This is a genomic window from Candidatus Polarisedimenticolia bacterium (assembly GCA_036001465.1).
GTDB lineage: Bacteria > Acidobacteriota > Polarisedimenticolia > Gp22-AA2 > Gp22-AA2 > Gp22-AA3.
In genome coordinates, this window is sequence record DASYUH010000055.1 from 96,904 (window position 1) to 111,300 (window position 14,397).

At 60.9% G+C, this 14,397-nt stretch carries 19 protein-coding genes; 6 read left to right on the forward strand and 13 right to left on the reverse strand.

What is annotated here, in order from left to right; genetic code table 11:
* The first annotated feature begins 159 nt into the window (after positions 1–159).
* Complete coding sequence (locus VGV60_11165) at positions 160–744, forward strand: site-specific integrase (protein HEV8701819.1); 585 nt, start codon at positions 160–162, stop codon at positions 742–744.
* Between the two features lie 4 nt (positions 745–748).
* On the opposite strand, the gene VGV60_11170 is transcribed toward VGV60_11165, so the two are convergent.
* Complete coding sequence (locus VGV60_11170) at positions 749–937, reverse strand: CPXCG motif-containing cysteine-rich protein (protein ID HEV8701820.1); 189 nt, start codon at positions 935–937, stop codon at positions 749–751.
* Positions 938–992: 55 nt separating this feature from the next.
* Here VGV60_11170 and VGV60_11175 point away from each other — a divergent pair, with 55 nt between their 5' ends.
* The gene (locus VGV60_11175) at positions 993–1,625 is read left to right on the forward strand and encodes a DUF4823 domain-containing protein (protein ID HEV8701821.1); all 633 of its coding nucleotides are present in this window, start codon (positions 993–995) and stop codon (positions 1,623–1,625) included.
* A 115-nt stretch (positions 1,626–1,740) separates the two neighbouring features.
* On the opposite strand, the gene VGV60_11180 is transcribed toward VGV60_11175, so the two are convergent.
* The 12 genes from VGV60_11180 to VGV60_11235 all read right to left on the reverse strand — a co-directional run bounded on the left by VGV60_11180 (position 1,741) and on the right by VGV60_11235 (position 12,237).
* Positions 1,741–2,706 (reverse strand): hypothetical protein, encoded by a 966-nt coding sequence (locus VGV60_11180; protein HEV8701822.1) that lies wholly within the window; start codon positions 2,704–2,706, stop codon positions 1,741–1,743.
* A 104-nt stretch (positions 2,707–2,810) separates the two neighbouring features.
* Positions 2,811–3,737: a methylamine utilization protein MauJ gene (gene mauJ / locus VGV60_11185; GenBank protein ID HEV8701823.1), complete on the reverse strand. Its 927-nt coding sequence runs from the start codon at positions 3,735–3,737 to the stop codon at positions 2,811–2,813.
* A gap of 36 nt (positions 3,738–3,773) precedes the next feature.
* The gene (locus tag VGV60_11190; protein ID HEV8701824.1) at positions 3,774–3,902 is read right to left on the reverse strand and encodes a hypothetical protein; all 129 of its coding nucleotides are present in this window, start codon (positions 3,900–3,902) and stop codon (positions 3,774–3,776) included.
* 322 nt (positions 3,903–4,224) lie between these two features.
* Positions 4,225–5,040: a DUF5677 domain-containing protein gene (locus VGV60_11195; GenBank protein HEV8701825.1), complete on the reverse strand. Its 816-nt coding sequence runs from the start codon at positions 5,038–5,040 to the stop codon at positions 4,225–4,227.
* A gap of 524 nt (positions 5,041–5,564) precedes the next feature.
* The gene (locus tag VGV60_11200; protein HEV8701826.1) at positions 5,565–5,756 is read right to left on the reverse strand and encodes a hypothetical protein; all 192 of its coding nucleotides are present in this window, start codon (positions 5,754–5,756) and stop codon (positions 5,565–5,567) included.
* The gene (locus tag VGV60_11205) at positions 5,753–6,256 is read right to left on the reverse strand and encodes a hypothetical protein (GenBank protein ID HEV8701827.1); all 504 of its coding nucleotides are present in this window, start codon (positions 6,254–6,256) and stop codon (positions 5,753–5,755) included. Before VGV60_11205 ends, VGV60_11200 begins: the two co-directional genes overlap by 4 nt.
* 9 nt (positions 6,257–6,265) lie before the next feature.
* On the reverse strand, positions 6,266–6,676 hold the full coding sequence (locus tag VGV60_11210) for a helix-turn-helix transcriptional regulator (protein HEV8701828.1): 411 nt from the start codon (positions 6,674–6,676) through the stop codon (positions 6,266–6,268).
* Entirely contained in the window at positions 6,655–7,005 is a 351-nt protein-coding gene (locus tag VGV60_11215) for a type II toxin-antitoxin system RelE/ParE family toxin (protein ID HEV8701829.1), read from the reverse strand. Before VGV60_11215 ends, VGV60_11210 begins: the two co-directional genes overlap by 22 nt.
* Positions 7,006–7,704: 699 nt before the next feature.
* Positions 7,705–9,315: a phage terminase large subunit family protein gene (locus VGV60_11220; GenBank protein HEV8701830.1), complete on the reverse strand. Its 1,611-nt coding sequence runs from the start codon at positions 9,313–9,315 to the stop codon at positions 7,705–7,707.
* Positions 9,215–9,745: a hypothetical protein gene (locus VGV60_11225; GenBank protein ID HEV8701831.1), complete on the reverse strand. Its 531-nt coding sequence runs from the start codon at positions 9,743–9,745 to the stop codon at positions 9,215–9,217. Before VGV60_11225 ends, VGV60_11220 begins: the two co-directional genes overlap by 101 nt.
* A gap of 13 nt (positions 9,746–9,758) precedes the next feature.
* A complete protein-coding gene (locus VGV60_11230; protein ID HEV8701832.1) occupies positions 9,759–10,406 on the reverse strand; it encodes a ParB/RepB/Spo0J family partition protein in 648 nt (215 codons plus the stop codon).
* Positions 10,407–10,443: 37 nt separating this feature from the next.
* A complete protein-coding gene (locus tag VGV60_11235) occupies positions 10,444–12,237 on the reverse strand; it encodes a DNA adenine methylase (GenBank protein ID HEV8701833.1) in 1,794 nt (597 codons plus the stop codon).
* 224 nt (positions 12,238–12,461) lie between these two features.
* Here VGV60_11235 and VGV60_11240 point away from each other — a divergent pair, with 224 nt between their 5' ends.
* The 4 genes from VGV60_11240 to VGV60_11255 all read left to right on the forward strand — a co-directional run.
* Entirely contained in the window at positions 12,462–12,680 is a 219-nt protein-coding gene (locus tag VGV60_11240; protein ID HEV8701834.1) for a hypothetical protein, read from the forward strand.
* Positions 12,681–12,708: 28 nt separating this feature from the next.
* Positions 12,709–12,984, forward strand: a complete 276-nt coding sequence (locus VGV60_11245; protein ID HEV8701835.1) for a hypothetical protein — start codon at positions 12,709–12,711, stop codon at positions 12,982–12,984.
* A 742-nt stretch (positions 12,985–13,726) separates the two neighbouring features.
* A complete protein-coding gene (locus VGV60_11250; protein HEV8701836.1) occupies positions 13,727–14,035 on the forward strand; it encodes a transposase in 309 nt (102 codons plus the stop codon).
* Positions 14,036–14,094: 59 nt separating this feature from the next.
* A partial coding sequence (locus tag VGV60_11255) for an IS3 family transposase (GenBank protein ID HEV8701837.1) occupies positions 14,095–14,397 on the forward strand: 303 nt, incomplete at its 3' end.

Sequence of the window (14,397 nt, forward strand, 5' to 3'; positions counted from 1 at the left end):
TAGCCCGGCGCCGGCACGAAGAACCGTAGCGTTTGGGCACGCGGCACTTCGCGCTCGGGTGCCCAGTAGGAGCAACTGCCTTCGAGGAACAGGCCTCGCTGAATGCACTTGACTTCTCTGCCCCTTCCAAGGCTGAATCGTTGCTGAGAGGAGGCGCTCATGCCCCACCTCAGCCCGCAGACTCTGACGCAAGACGAGCAGCGAGCAATCCTGCGTGCAACCGCCCGGAATCTCCGGGACCACCTGATCTACTCCCTGGCATTCGGAACTGGACTACGGCTGGCCGAGATTGTAGGACTCGACGTGGGCGATGTCTACACGCCTGATGGCAAGCCCCGGAACCGGGTACGCCTGCGGCCCGAGATCGCCAAGAACGGCACGGCAGGTGACGTGTTCCTGCCCGACGCCCTGCTGGCCAAGTTCCGGAGATTCTGGCGGCACAAGGTCACTAGGCGCGAGGGGCTACGGCCTGGGGATCCGCTCTTCTGCAATCAGAGCCGCGCCCGCATCTCACCCCGACGCGTCCAGTTCGCTTTCCGGACCTGGCAGGTGAAGGCGGGATTCGATCGGCTGTACCCCTTCCACGCGCTACGACACACGGCGGTCACGAACGTCTATCGGGCGTCGAGGGACCTGTTCCTGGCGCAGCGGTTCGCGAGGCATGTGTCGCCGCTCACGACGACGCTGTACACGCATCCATCGGATCAGGAGATGTGGGAAAAGGTCCGCAGGTTGTCCTGCTAGCAGCTCACTGCGCCACTTCGACCGACACCTTGGCAGCCCCAGTCTCGTCGTAGCTCAACCTCACACGGCAGGGCCGACAGCAGACCTGGCAATCCTCCACGCACTCCTGCGCTTTGCCTCCGCCAGGGTCCAGGCCGATCACGATCGTCTTACCGCAATAGGGGCACGCGACCTCGGCCTCGGTGTCGAGCACGACATCGTCTGTCAGGGCATCAGGGCGGGCATGACCGGACTCATCATCGCTATCGTTGCCGCTGAACATGGCAGATTACTTTACCATCCGCCGCGTCCTGCCTTCGTGTATTCTTCGATCGCACGAAACCCCCATGGAGGACACAATGGTCCGTCGTGCTGGAGTGGTTGTCGGCGCGACATTTCTCACGCTCTCCTGCGCCACACCGGTCCATCAGACTACCGGTCAGTGGGCTCCAGGAATGGCGGTGGTCGCTACACCGAAGGTAGTACTTCTCGATATTGCTGACGGCCAAGAGCGCGGCCAGGAGGCAACGACGGGAAGCGGTCAGGCCATGGTCGGCGCACTGCGTGATCGCCTCATGGGTCACACCATCGCCGTTCAGACCATTCAGTCGGTAGCGATTGAGCAGGGCTACGAGGAAGCAACTCGGCTAGGCTTCGATTATATGCTTCGCGGGGTCTTCACGAATTGGGAGGACAATGCCACCGCTTGGAGCGGAAATCCAGATCGTGCCGAATTCGCGATCGAACTCTACAGCGTTCCGGACAAGCGTCTGGCGGGAAGCGCCAGCCACAAAGTGCAAGCCTCCGGATTCACCCTTCTGACCGGCACGCCGATGCGCTTCATCCCGGAGCTCGCAGACAACACTCTCGGAAGACTGTTCGGCTGGCCTACCGTGGAGTAGCCCGCGCTGCGTGACACTGCGGTAACGAGCGCCTACCGTGCTTCTTGCGCCCTTCTCCTAGTGCAGAGGTGTGCGAGGCACGTGTCGCCGCCGACCACGACGATCTACACCCATCCTAGTGATCAGGAGTTGTGGGCCGGGGTTCGCCGCCTGACGTGCTGAGGCGCCCCGCCTTGGGACGTCCCTTTTCCTCTTTCGGAGTAATCGCCTTCAATAGGAATTCGGCTTTCTCGACCGCTCCGAGGCTGCGCAGGTCCACGGCAGCTTGCTCAACGAGAGTTCTGAGGGTCCGAATCTCTTCCGCACGATAGTTGTCAATTTCGGCCAGCCGGGTCCAGAGGAGATTCAAGTTCGTCTCGACGCGCTCTCGAATCTGGTCAAGGGGTGTCGCCCTACTTCGCTCTTCGCTCGCAGTCTTCGCCCACTCAAGGGCAAGCGCCCAGCCGACCCGCCACTTCCGGAAGAGTTCAAGGGTTATGTCGTCTTTCCTCGCTTCCTCTGTCCATTTCTTCTGCGCTGCGTTGACGTGCAGGGCAACCAAGCCCGACTCTGCAGCGGCAAAGCCCTGCGCCAGCTTGATCGCACCTGATAGCGACAGGTGAAAGACGCCATGCCGATCGGTGTACGCAAGAGGGTCAAGGGCGAAGGGGTCTGGATCGAGATCCGTCTTCGCGATGACTCGGCGCGTTCCATTCAGACTGAGCTCCGCCTGCCCTGCGGTCGGACCCATGTCCTTGAAACACCAGTCACCGACTTCGCCCGTGGATTCCAAGACAGCATTGACCGCCTGAATTCGGGGGTCGTCCTGGGTGCCGTCCCAAATGGCGTTTGTGGCTTCGATGACCTTCATGAGTCTCGCTTCGTCCGCAAGGAAGGCCTCGTGCTCCGCCCAAGTGGTTACGATGTTGCCGGACCGAACGTAGTCCACTAGACCAGGATGCGGGTCTTCTAGAAAGCGGACCTTCCACTTACCGGGCCTCACCTTTTGGATGATCTCGATGCGGTGGATGGGTGAGCCCCGTTGACGGTGGTTCTCTCGCCAGCCGTACTGATGTCCGGGTTCGAGGCTCAGCCTTTCCACGACCACCTCCCTCTATCACGACCCTCAACTGCGGTCTGCGGGAACCCGAGCGGCCAGGAGATGTGGAAGAAAGCACGCGGCTTGACATACTAGCCCGATAGCGCTCATGCCTCCTTCTCCTTGACGACCATCTGCTCGAGGTGGCTCACAATCAAATCCCTCGCAACTTGGTCCAACAGGTTCGCCAAGAAGACTGTCGCGTGATAATCGTTCCAGTCATCGGGATTGAGCGAAGGCTCTGTCTTCGGGAATGTGTGAGAGATCCGTCGGCGATGTGTTCTGTCGAGGTACTTGTACAGCTCACCGAAGGACTTCCCTTCCCAAGCAGAGGCCCACTCTGGTGGTGCCAGCGCGAAAAGGAGCATGTCCTTCGTGATACGTGTAGGTGGCTCTCTGTACTCCACTCCACGCCTGTCCAGGTTCTCCTTGAGTGAACCAATCAAGATCGTCTTTCTCTCGTAGAATCCCTCGAGTACCTTGAAGAACATGAGGAATTGGAAATATGGGCTCGGGCTCGCTTTCCCCTCCCGATAGAGTCCCAGGATGACGTGCCAGTGCTCTCCAAGTTGCAACCCCATTGGCAGCCAAAACCGTTCAGATGCGGCATGCTGTGGTCGCGCCTCATATTTCGCGTTGTGCTTCTCATCGAGCACAGTCATCCCATAGATCCCAATGGGGATACCCATGATCGACGACCAAAAGCTCACGGTAGACATCACAAGCGGATATGTTGTCGCGATTGCTAGATTAGGTGATGGCACTTGAGGCAAGAATGATATCGCTCCGAGACGGCCCTCCTCATTGCGTTCAAACCGCACGGGGATTTTGATTTGATCCGTTCCTTCCACGTTGCGCTGTGTGTTTGCTTCTAGGGTGACCTGAGAGTCTCCGATCCGCCTAGTTGCTGGGTCCTCCAGAGCGTAATGCACGACAAACCGTCGAATATCATGGTCTCCACGTGAGGCTGCGTACTCTTTTGGCCCTGCGCCCTTTTGCCAGAGGGATAGGCCGAAATTTGGAATCCACGGCATGGGTGGGCTGGATCTCCCTTCCGCATAGCGCTTTCGCTACTTGAGCTCCTTCGCCCTCGCGATCGCCGCTCTCACGCCCTTTACCGCTTTGACCTCCCTCACCTGCGCCTTCTGCCGCGGCTTCAGCTGCCGCATGTAGCCCATGTAGCGGCCCTGGAGGACCATGGAGGCGCGGGCCTTGGCGGAGAGTCGGGGACGAGAGCGACCGTTGGCTTTCTGGGCTCCGTTCAATGCCACCCCTGCTGATAGCAACGGGGTCAGGCGACGGAGAGAACGATCGAACGCCTTGAGGGTCTGACGGAGGCTTAGGATTTCATTGCTGACACGACGGTGGAGACTGGCCAAGGATAGCCCTCCTATTCACCAGACTAAGTGTTCCGATCCCGAACTGACAATGGGAGTGTACACGCAAGGAAGCAATTAGTCGTTGCCGCCAGGATCCAAAAACACCCGACCGGGCGAGGCCCGAGTCCGGCTGGTAGCCAGCCTAGGGGGTTGTCACCGCGCCAGGAGCGGTGCGATGGATGGCTTGTGTCCGTGCAGGACTAGCCTTGTCACCAAACTCTCGCCTGAAGCGCCCCTTGTATTCCTTTACCAAGTCTCCTCTATGCCACTTGAAAACCCCATTAGAAGCGTTGAATGCATCGAGGAGACAGACATAGGCAATCTCAAGAGTCTTCCTCTCTTCGGTGGTTGGCATGGAGGGACCGTCATCCATTCCTTCTCCAACGCGCAGATAGGAATGCACTGAGCGTGGATCGGTGTGCAGCATCTGGCAGGCGAGAACATAATAGAAATACAGGTTCTTGCAATTCCCGTCACGGGCACGCTCTGCTATGCCCTCTGAGGACCAACTCCTGGTGAGCCCCTTATAGTTCGGACGCCTGGAGAGAAGAGCGGTGTACTCCGCCTCAACCTTCTTCATCACGTGCGGAGGAATAGGATACTCATGGAACGCCTTCTCCATTCGTCTCATCCAGTCACGCTTGCCGATGACGATGTAGTCGGCGAATTGGCGCCCACGCGTTCCCGGCTTCCGAAGGATGTAGAACATGTCGATCACACCTTCGGTGAGACCTCTCAGTAGACTCTGCGCATCCTGAGCAAACCCGCTCGAGAACAGTGTGTAGGCAGCCTGAGTTGTCTTGTATGCGCGGACGAAGAGATGAAGAACCACAACCTTTTGCGCACTACGAGGTTGCCAGCCCTCGGGGAGTTTCCGCAAGGCTTGTCCCACATCCGCCATCAAGTCGTATAGAGCAACCAGAGGCTGGTGGTGCTCTTCCCAGATCTTCTCAATCAAGGCATCAGGTGGCCAGTTCGGTCTACCTATCATCTGGTGCGCTCTCGGCACGTGCCCAACTCAACAGAATTGCCGCGACAGCAGCGGCAATCCTCGAGGCGTCAGGGCATCCAAAGTGAGATGGGAGATGTAGCCTCCTATGAACCCTGCGGCGAATCCGGCAAGCAGCCTCCAAAACAGTTCGGCTAGAAAGTAGACAATTGTCTTGACTGGATGGGTCTCAGCGGCTCGAAGCGTTTGATACTCTCCGGCCAAGTGTCTACATTCCTTCTCCCAGGCACCTACAGTCTTCAACGTCCTGATCGCCAGAGCCTGGATCGTCAGGCTGTGGCAAACGTCGCGGTGCCAGGAGCTTGTTGCTGGCTCGAGGACGTCAGGAGTGATGCCGCCGAGCCAACCGCCCAAAGTCCCGCCGCCAATCTCAACGATCTGATTAAAATCGCCCTCACCGCTGCTGCGACAGGCAGTGATGAGGGTTCCAATGAGCGCTCCGGTCGTCGCATGATCTCGGCGGCAGGCCAAATTTATCCTCGTCCCGACTTATTCTTGGTTCTGTCAACGATCTGGTAGCCACCTCCGGGCTTAGGCGTAGGCGGAAGAGGCCTACCTTTTGGAACAGTAACCTCATGTCCGGTTTGGCCACCACGCGGTCCAATCCTTTCGTACTGGCCGGAAGCAGGGGCGTTCTGTCCAGGTCTTAGCGGCTGCTTGCTCATTTCGCTTCGCCTTTCATTGAGGGTTCGGGTTGTGTGGAATCCTTCGGTCCCGCATTCAACCGGAAAACTGGAGCAACTATTCCTGGAATACCCAGCCTGCCTGCAGTGTTCTGAAGCAGCTCACGCCAGTATGGCCACGCGTTGTATACACCATTCGTTTCGGCGAAGGCCTGAACCGCTTCTGGTCTAAACGACTTCAGAGATTCTCCCGGCACGCTGTAGCGCAAGGCAAGGGTGGCGGAGATGTCCGCAACGCTTTCCGCGGGGTCAGCACTGAACTTGAGCACGCTCAGAGCGAAGCGCACGAGGACGATGATCTGTCCGGCAGTCTTATCCCTCATTCCCGTCGCTTCGGAGCTCCCTGTGCATCGCACCTGCGTCGGGATGTCGGCGATCTCGGTATTTCGCTTCGCGGAGATTTCCCGGCAATTAACACTGACGAGGTTGACGACATTCGAAATGGCGACCACTTCAGCAAAGTCCAGCGTGGGGTTCGACATATTTCTCCTTTACGCGGCCACAGCTATGTTTTTGCGAAGCCGCTTCGGGGGATTAGGGAATTCAGCCGAACATTGGATCTCCGACTTAATCCTAGGAGTAACCTCTGGCTGCATCTCGTAGGTAAAGTCGGCTCGTTTGATTCCGGCAATCCTGGCGATACTGACGCGGGCTTCGAACCCAAGGGCGGTGAGAGCCCCCGCCCATGTGCGCAGCGTCAGGTTTCGGGATCCCGTGAGAATCTGTGTAACGAAGGCGCGGCTCTTGCCGAGCGCCTCCGCCAGTTCGGCCCTCGAGACATCAGCCTGCTTCATTGCCTCAGAAATCGACTCCGTGACCTCCAGGATGAGCTTCTCGTCCTGGTACGTCCGTCGATACTCAGCATCGGCAAGCAGATCCTCTAGGCCTTGACCGTGAGGCATTGCTCCTCCTTTGTCTTGCGTAAGGCGTTCATGATCCGTAAAGCTCTCTGAATCGTTTCAGGTCGCAGCTTCCATTTCTTTTTCCGTTCATAAGCTGCGATGACAAACCGCCGGGCCGGCAAGAACCCGCCGAGAAAGCGGTGCTGGTTCTTCCTGAACTCCCAAAGCCCGGATCCTGTGACGGTCCGGAAGCGTTCATCGTTTTGTAGTCGACCGAAATCGGCCAACCTTTGCATCGCCACGTGCAGCGACGCCTTTTCATGACGCACCAGGGAATCGAACACTGCTCGCGTCTCCGATTCGCCATCGGCGTCGGCCGCGAACTCCACAGTCCCCCACCGACCAGTGGTTCCCGGAATCGTCACTTGTTAATGTTAACATAAACATATGTTAATGTACGCCAAGGAAGTGCCCGCGCAACAGGAATCCGCCACGGTCAGCCATTGGATGAAAACAACCCATCGGGCGAGCCACCGAGGCAGTGCAGCACATTGAATGTAGTCGTATCTACAACATAATAAATAACATGTCGCCTTCCGCTCCAAGGACGACATGCGGCGAACATCCACCGGCACTGAAGCGGCAGATCTGGCCGGTTTCGGGTTCCCGAGCGGCAGGCAACCGGCATTCAAACGGCAGTCTACGGGGCTAAAACAGGGGGTCGCTGCCGCCTCGGCAGGCAGGTGGCTCCGTGCCTACGCATTGAACCGACGAGACTTACGGCCCGAGCGTGCTTCCCATGGCAACCGGCAGCGGACCAGAAAAGGCCAGTTCGATGCCGCTTCCTGGGCCTTTTTCGGGAGGTCGATGCCGCATAAAGGGCACCTCCGGAGAGGGGTATGCCGCTAGACGGTACTTTGGCGGGAGGTCGATGCCGCTAGATCGACCCTGGCGCGGAGGGCGATGCCGCTTCCTGGGCCTGGCCTATCCGGTCAATAAATCACTGGGGCTTCGTCCAGGACAGGACGCCTCGTCCAACAAATCCCGGGCACTTTTACCCAACTCACCGGGATTGCTGCCGGTCCACCTCAAAACCAGATGATCTTCGGGTCCCACATATCCGCTAGGCGATTGGCCGCCATCCAGGCGTAGGTGAAGGCCAGGGAGAAGTGGTCGGGCCCGGTGCGGATGTATCTGAACCTCTGGGCTCCCGTCTCTTCGTCCTCGTCCAGGATCTTGGCGTCCGCCGCCATGTGCTGGGCGAACTCCACGACGATGGGGGTCTGACGAGGCAGGACCACCCTTTGCCGCCGAACAGCATCCCGGGAGGCGTCCAGGGCCTCGGTCCGATTGACTTGGACCATCATGGTTCTGTAGTCCCAAAGGGTTGAGCCCCGTTGATGCTCGTTGAAATAGTTCATGTAGACATGCCCGAGGTGACGCAAGGTGAACTTCCGTGTCTCGTGCGTCTCGGGCAGCCCATCGATGACGCACCTCTGCACCTTGAAGCGAACCATGAGATCGTCGAGGCCCGAGAAGTCGTGGCAGACGGCCAGGTGGATGAGGTGCTGGCGAGACTCGTCCTTCTCATCGCACCAGAGCAGGACCGCGTGGAGCTCCCGGCCGGTGTCGACGCCCATGACGCAGCGAGATTCTCCTTCGACGCGCTCGCGCATCGTGGCCTCGCCGCAGAGGTTCAGGACTGACATGATGTCCAGCCGGCGCTCGAGGTCGGCCCAAGGAATCCCGATCTTCAGGTTGTAGAACCGGTCTGGGTAGCGGGTGGTCCGGTACTCCTTGAGGATTTCTCCGGGGTCCACCTTGCTAGAGAAGAGCTGGGAGATGCGGTAGCCGTGTATGGGGCGGTCGGGGAGGTCGGCCACCCACTCGCCCTGGTCGACGTCGAGCGCGGCCTGGCAATGCGGGCAGGCCAGGATGCACGACCCGTCCTCGCGGGGCAGGATGATCCGGACCTCCTCGCCGATTTTCTTCGGGAACTCACGCTCCGGGGCGGTCCATTTCCCGCAGGCGGAGCATTTCAGGGTCCAGTGCCGCTGGTCGCTCTTCTGGTAGCTCTCGTCTACGCCGTAGTCCGGCAGGGAGGGGTTCGACACCTCGATGACTCGCTTGTAGTCGCTGTGCGACAGGCGTTCCAAGGCCAGGGCCTTGTCAATCGGGTCCGTCTCGTCCAGCTCATCGAAGATAAGCAGATCGGCAGGAACGGACTTCATCCCCACAGTTGACTGCATCCCCCGCATGTAGAGGTGGGCGTCACCAATCTTCTTCAGGCCGGTCGTGTCCGTGTCGGTCATCATCCGGGACAGGAACGGGTTGTCTACCAGGAGCGGCGTGACCCGGCTCCGGCTGAAGTCCAGAACATCGGTGCGGGTCGGGAAGAAGTAGATGACGTTCAGCCCGGTCGCGCACGCGTGCAGGCTCCGGAGAATGGCGTAGGTGCTGCCGCCGACCTGAGCCGCCTTGCTGACCACGACGTGGGGCGACTGGTCGTCGTAGATGGCCCGCAGGTATTCGTGTCCCTTGAAGCTGAAGGGCCGGCCCTCGAGGCGGATGCGCTTCAGGGCCCAGGCGGCCAGGGGGTCAGTGAGCGACCTCGTCGCCGGGCTCGCCAGTTCCGTCGTCCTCCGCTTGAGGTAGCGCGTCGAAAATGGCACGACGGATCCGATCGCGGGTTTCTTCATCTGCCACGTTCTCCTTCACCGACTCGATGAAAGCGTCGATCAGACGGCGGATTTCTGCCTGGGCCTGCGCCCTCACTCCTTCCTCCGTCTCGCCGTTGGCGGACATCCCCTTGGCCACGCGCTGGCCTCTCTGGGCCCGCTCCAGGATGCCGGCAAGCCGATCCATGTCCCGCACGGACATCGCCTTCTTAGCCTTGAGCTCCTCTGCGAGCTTGGCCAGCAGGACCTCCCAATAGCGGAAGTGGCGGACGTTCAGGGTGACCCGGTCGGTGGCGATCTTCTCGACGAACATCTGGGCCGCCCGGCGATCGATCTTGAGCAGCAGGCCGTCCCAGTCCTCTTGACGGCGCCACAGGCCCACCGTGTGCGCTTTGACGGCCAACCTGGCGGCGATCTCGGAGTTCAGCCGAATCTCGCCGGTCAGGAACAACCGGCGGGCCTCTTCACGCGTCTTGCTTGATACCTTCGCCATCCGACCTCTCCTGCAGGAATCGCTTCGCCAGGTTGGTCAGCCCTTTCGCCTTCCGATCGCGCCCCGGCGTGCCGTCGCTGGCAAGCTCGACCGCCTGTTCGATGAGCTCCTCCTGCTCGGGCGTGACGACGAAGTTCATCACCCGCGGCAAGACCTTCTCGGCTGCCTCGGCCTGGTCGTCGAGGAAGGCGGCGACCTCTTCGGCGGGGAACTCCAGCAGCGCATGCAGCTCCTCCAACTGCTTGTCCGTCTCGGGGAGTAGGCCGGCCAGGTCGTCCAGACTCATCTCGCCCAGGAGTTCGTGGACGAGCTCGGCGCGTCTGAGCGGCTGGTCCTGCCCCTGCAGGCGATTGAGCGTGGCCAGCAGCAGCCTCGCCTCGCGGTCGTTGACCTCCCAGACGTCGCAGCGGGCTTCGGTGTGCCCGAGGTCCCTGAGCACGGCAACACGGTGGTGGCCGTCGAGGACCTGGTACTTGCCGGGCTCGTCGGGATGGGGCCGGACGACCAGGAAGGGGTAGCGGCCCGTCCGCTTGATGTGGGCCCGGAGCTTGGACTGCAGGTCGGGCGGCATGACGTTGCTGTTGAGCGGGTGCGCGACGAGATCATCCAGTGGGACCATGCGCGGTCCTACTCGAACCGGCGCCTTCGTCCCGGTGTCACTCATGGCGGGTTCCTCCTTGACTCCCAGGAGGCTGTGGGGGGATCTTCACGCCATGCTGAAACACCCCGGGCCTGCTCCCTTCATCGTCTCGGTGCACGGAGGCTTCAACGAGGATGGCGTCTGGTTCATCGATGCGCGGCTCAGGTTCCCCGGCCGCCGCAAGGTCGTCGGTGCCCTTTTCGGTCGCGGACTCCATGCCCTCCTGGAGGCCATCTATCGAGAAGAAAGGCGTGGGCGGGAGCAGGGTGCCCTCTGGGTTCGCGTCCACCTCGAAGCCGGAAAGCTCGTGAAGGACTTCCCCGTGGAGGACGTCCTGCCTGATTTCGACTCCTTCTTCTAAGCCCCTCTGGCACAACGCAGCATCCCGGTCCCACCCCACCACCAAGCGCTCCCGATCCCGCTCGTTCTTGACTTCGCGTGCGTCGAGAGGGAGAGTGGATCGATGCCCTTCGACAAGAGGAAGTTCGATCCCTTCAGAGTCTCGGTGGAATCCGCGTTCACCCAAGAGGGTGTTTGGTTGATCGAGGCTAGTTTGCGGTTCCGCGATGGCCCGCCCGCTTTGGGAAGCGACCTTCTCGGTGCCGGCCGAGTCGCACTCCTCGAAGCCATCGCTCGGGAAGGCATGCGGGGTCGCTCGCTGGGGGCTACCAAGGTCCGAGTCACCCTGGAGGGACACGACGTCTTCGCTCCCTCCGTCGAGGATCCCGACGGCGGCCTGCCCGTCGCCTGAGTTCTCCCGCACGACAGCAGCATCCGCGTCCCATCCCACCACTAGGAACTCCCGGTTCTCCCGCTTCTTCTCCTCCGTGGCCACCGCCGGCAGGTGCTGGTACTTGATGGCGATTGCCTTCGTCTGGCGCCCGAGCTTCGTCATCTTCGCTTCCAGCTCCTCGATGGTCACGACCTCATTGCCGAGGCTCAGGATCCAGAGGGGGATGTGCGTCGCCCGCACGAACAAGCCGTCCAGCATCGACGCGCCGGTCTTCGCGGTGAATGGGCTCGTGGCCCGCGTCGTCCCCTCCAGGAGCTGGTCAATGACCCGGTACTCCTTCTCGTAGCTCATGACGCCCGGATACGGCGGGTCGAAGTAGGCGACGTCCGTCTGGATGGTTGGCAGCGCCTCGAGGATGTCCGCCTTCATCACTCTGGCCTCGCCCTGGAAGACGCCGGCGTTGATCTGCTGAGCTAGGTCCCAGAGCCTCGCAGGAGTAGTTAGCCGGAATGCCTCCGTGTAGTGATAGAGGCAGCTCTCGGTGATCGACTCCCACTCGCCCGTGCTGGCTCGATGAGCGGTGCCCGGGCGGACCTGGCTCATGGGGTGCGCCAGGAGCGCCACGCGGATCGCCAGGAGCCGCAGTAGCGCGGCCTTCGCAACATCAGCCGTGCACCCGGCCGTCTGGAAGGCCGAATCTAGGAAATGCCCGACGTTCGCTGTGAAGACGGACGGGACGAGCTGCGACTCGATCCTTCCAGGCGGGCCCGATCGGGGAGCCAGCAATCGCAGAACGTCCTCGCGGCTCAACCTGACCCTCGAGTTCTCGATAACGGCCTTTCCGACGACGATCGACCGCTCGGCGATGTCGGTGGCGATGACCTTGAACCCCTGCGCCTTGGCCCCGAGCGACACGGAGCCGCCACCGAGGAACGCATCCAGGAACGTCAAGCTGGGCCACAGCCGCCGAGGGACGACACGGTCGATCTCCCGGAAGATGAGCGGACACAGGCGGCGCTTCCCACCGAGGTAGGGGTATAGCGCCGACCACATCTTCAACTTCCTGCCGCGTCGCATCGTTGACCTCAGGAGGCGAGCGACTATCCGGTCAATAAATCACGGGCAGGCCGTGGCGGATAGGACGTCTCGCCCAAGAAATCCCACGCAAATCCGCCAAACTCGCCAGCTTGCTCCATTCCTCCAGAACCCGCGCCATGCCTGCACTTCGGCCTTGACTTGTTCCCCACGCAATGCCCTGCTTGTCCGCGACGCGGGATGCTCCCCGCGAGAAAGGAGGAGGAATGGACAAGCGCATCAACCGTGGGACGGAACGCGAGCAGGCCGTCTTCTTCGGCAAGCTCTACGGACGTCTCGTCGGCGCGACCGTGGTGGCCTTCGAATGGGATGGCGAGCTCCCAATTTTCATAGTCCGCCTCGCGAACGGCCAGCGGCGAGAGATCGCCATTCAGCAGGACCCCGAAGGGAACGGCCCCGGCTTTATCGCGGGGCTCGAGGACTAACCGCACCACCAACAAGGAGGACACGCACATGGAACCGAGCACCGAGAAGGCCAGCAAAAAAACCGCGAAGGCTGCGAAGCTGAAGACGCAGAAGGAGCCCAAGCCCAAGAAGGAGAAAGCGCCCAAGGAGCCGCTGGTCGTCTTCGCGTTCCGCCTGAGCGAGGCCGATCGCGACCGCATCCACAAGGCCGCGGGGCCAGCCAAGGCGACGAAGTTCGTCCGCGCCGCAGCACTCGCCGCCGCCAACCAGGACAGCAAGGTCTTCGACGAGCTTGTCGCGCAGGCCAAGACCAACCTCAAGTAGTTCCCGCCTCTCTGCCGCCCCCGCGCACGATCGGGGGCGGTTCTCCGGTGAGCGCCGACGCACTCTCGTCATCGCCAGCCACGACCGGGATGCCGAGTCGACGGGCCTCGGCGATCTCCAGGCGCATTCCCTCTGTTGGCACTCCGTAGGTCATCACCTCGTCAGACAAAGCGATGAGCTTCAAGCAGAGACGAAGTGCAAGATCTCGCTCTGTGCCCTCATTTAGGAATGCGGACAAGAGAATCTGGGGTGCAAGCGGGAGGTGCCCCTGCAGTGCTAGTCGGCGAGCAATCAGTTTGACCAGCGCCCGGTTGCGATCTGGGTCGCCCCCGTAGGGATGGGAGATAAATATCGCTTGGCCTCGCGTATGTCACCTCGGGGGAACCTTCCGGAGCGCTCGGCCATGAGATACACTGGCCCTAACAATCTCGACAACGACTCCCAAGCCGGAGAGCGCCAATGCCCAAAGGAAACAGGAGACCTCGAAGGCTCTCATTTGAGATTTCCAGTCAGCTTGCTTTCAACAAGCCCCTGCTTCTTCAGGCGAGAATGACCGGTCGGATGACAATAACCATCGAATGGGATCGCCACGTATCTCACGAGAGGTCCGTTAATCAATTCGCCCAGATGGACAAGGCAATCCGCTACAAATTAGACAGGCTCGATCAACTAGACCAGGAGGTCAAAGTGAGCTTCCCCCGATTGAGTGGACACTATCTGAAAGGCGGATAAGATGTCCAGCATGCAAACATCGGCGAAGGGAAGACGGTCACGGCGGCAGTTCACCTCCGTGTTCAAGAATGGGGCTGTTCGCCTGGTCCTGGACGAGGGGAAGACGATTGGAGCGGTGGCGCGGGAACTGGATCTGACGCCGTCGGCGCTCGCGCATTGGGTGGCGCGAGCCCAGGCCGATCGCACGAAGGGTCGGACCGGCCTCACGAGCGAAGAGCGCGCGGAGCTGGCGCGGCTGCGCAAGGAGAACCGCGAGCTGCGCATGGAGCGCGACATCCTAAAAAAAGCCACGGCCTTTTTCGCCAAGAACCCCGCGTAACGTTTGCCTGGATGAACGCGGAGAAGGCCGAGTTTCCGATCAGGAGAGTCTGCCGCGTGATGCGGGTCTCCCCCAGCGGCTTCTATGCCTCCCGGAGACGTCCGGAGTCGACGCACACGCGAGACGATCGAAGACTGCGTGTTCTCGTCCGGGCGTCGTTCGACGAGAGCCGGCGGCGCTACGGAAGCCCTCGGGTGTATCGGGATCTCGCCGAGCAGGGCATCCAGGTCAGCCCGAAGCGCGTGGCTCGATTGATGCAGGAAGACGGGCTGAAAGCACGGGCCCGTAAGCGATTCAAGATGACGACCATGAGCGACCACGATCAACCGGTCGCCGCCAACCTTCTGGATCGCCAGTTCGAA

Excerpts from the sequence above, each read along its gene's own strand:
- VGV60_11200 (HEV8701826.1), bottom strand. The coding sequence starts at position 5,756 with ATGAGCAAGCAGCCGCTAAGACCTGGACAGAACGCCCCTGCTTCCGGC.
- VGV60_11250 (HEV8701836.1), top strand. The coding sequence starts at position 13,727 with ATGCAAACATCGGCGAAGGGAAGACGGTCACGGCGGCAGTTCACCTCC.
- VGV60_11190 (HEV8701824.1), bottom strand. The coding sequence starts at position 3,902 with ATGGTCCTCCAGGGCCGCTACATGGGCTACATGCGGCAGCTGAAGCCG.
- mauJ (HEV8701823.1), bottom strand. The coding sequence starts at position 3,737 with ATGCCGTGGATTCCAAATTTCGGCCTATCCCTCTGGCAAAAGGGCGCA.
- VGV60_11230 (HEV8701832.1), bottom strand. The coding sequence starts at position 10,406 with ATGGTCCCACTGGATGATCTCGTCGCGCACCCGCTCAACAGCAACGTC.
- VGV60_11235 (HEV8701833.1), bottom strand. The coding sequence starts at position 12,237 with ATGCGACGCGGCAGGAAGTTGAAGATGTGGTCGGCGCTATACCCCTAC.
- VGV60_11210 (HEV8701828.1), bottom strand. The coding sequence starts at position 6,676 with ATGCCTCACGGTCAAGGCCTAGAGGATCTGCTTGCCGATGCTGAGTAT.
- VGV60_11245 (HEV8701835.1), top strand. The coding sequence starts at position 12,709 with ATGGAACCGAGCACCGAGAAGGCCAGCAAAAAAACCGCGAAGGCTGCG.
- VGV60_11240 (HEV8701834.1), top strand. The coding sequence starts at position 12,462 with ATGGACAAGCGCATCAACCGTGGGACGGAACGCGAGCAGGCCGTCTTC.
- VGV60_11205 (HEV8701827.1), bottom strand. The coding sequence starts at position 6,256 with ATGTCGAACCCCACGCTGGACTTTGCTGAAGTGGTCGCCATTTCGAAT.
- VGV60_11220 (HEV8701830.1), bottom strand. The coding sequence starts at position 9,315 with ATGAAGAAACCCGCGATCGGATCCGTCGTGCCATTTTCGACGCGCTAC.
- VGV60_11165 (HEV8701819.1), top strand. The coding sequence starts at position 160 with ATGCCCCACCTCAGCCCGCAGACTCTGACGCAAGACGAGCAGCGAGCA.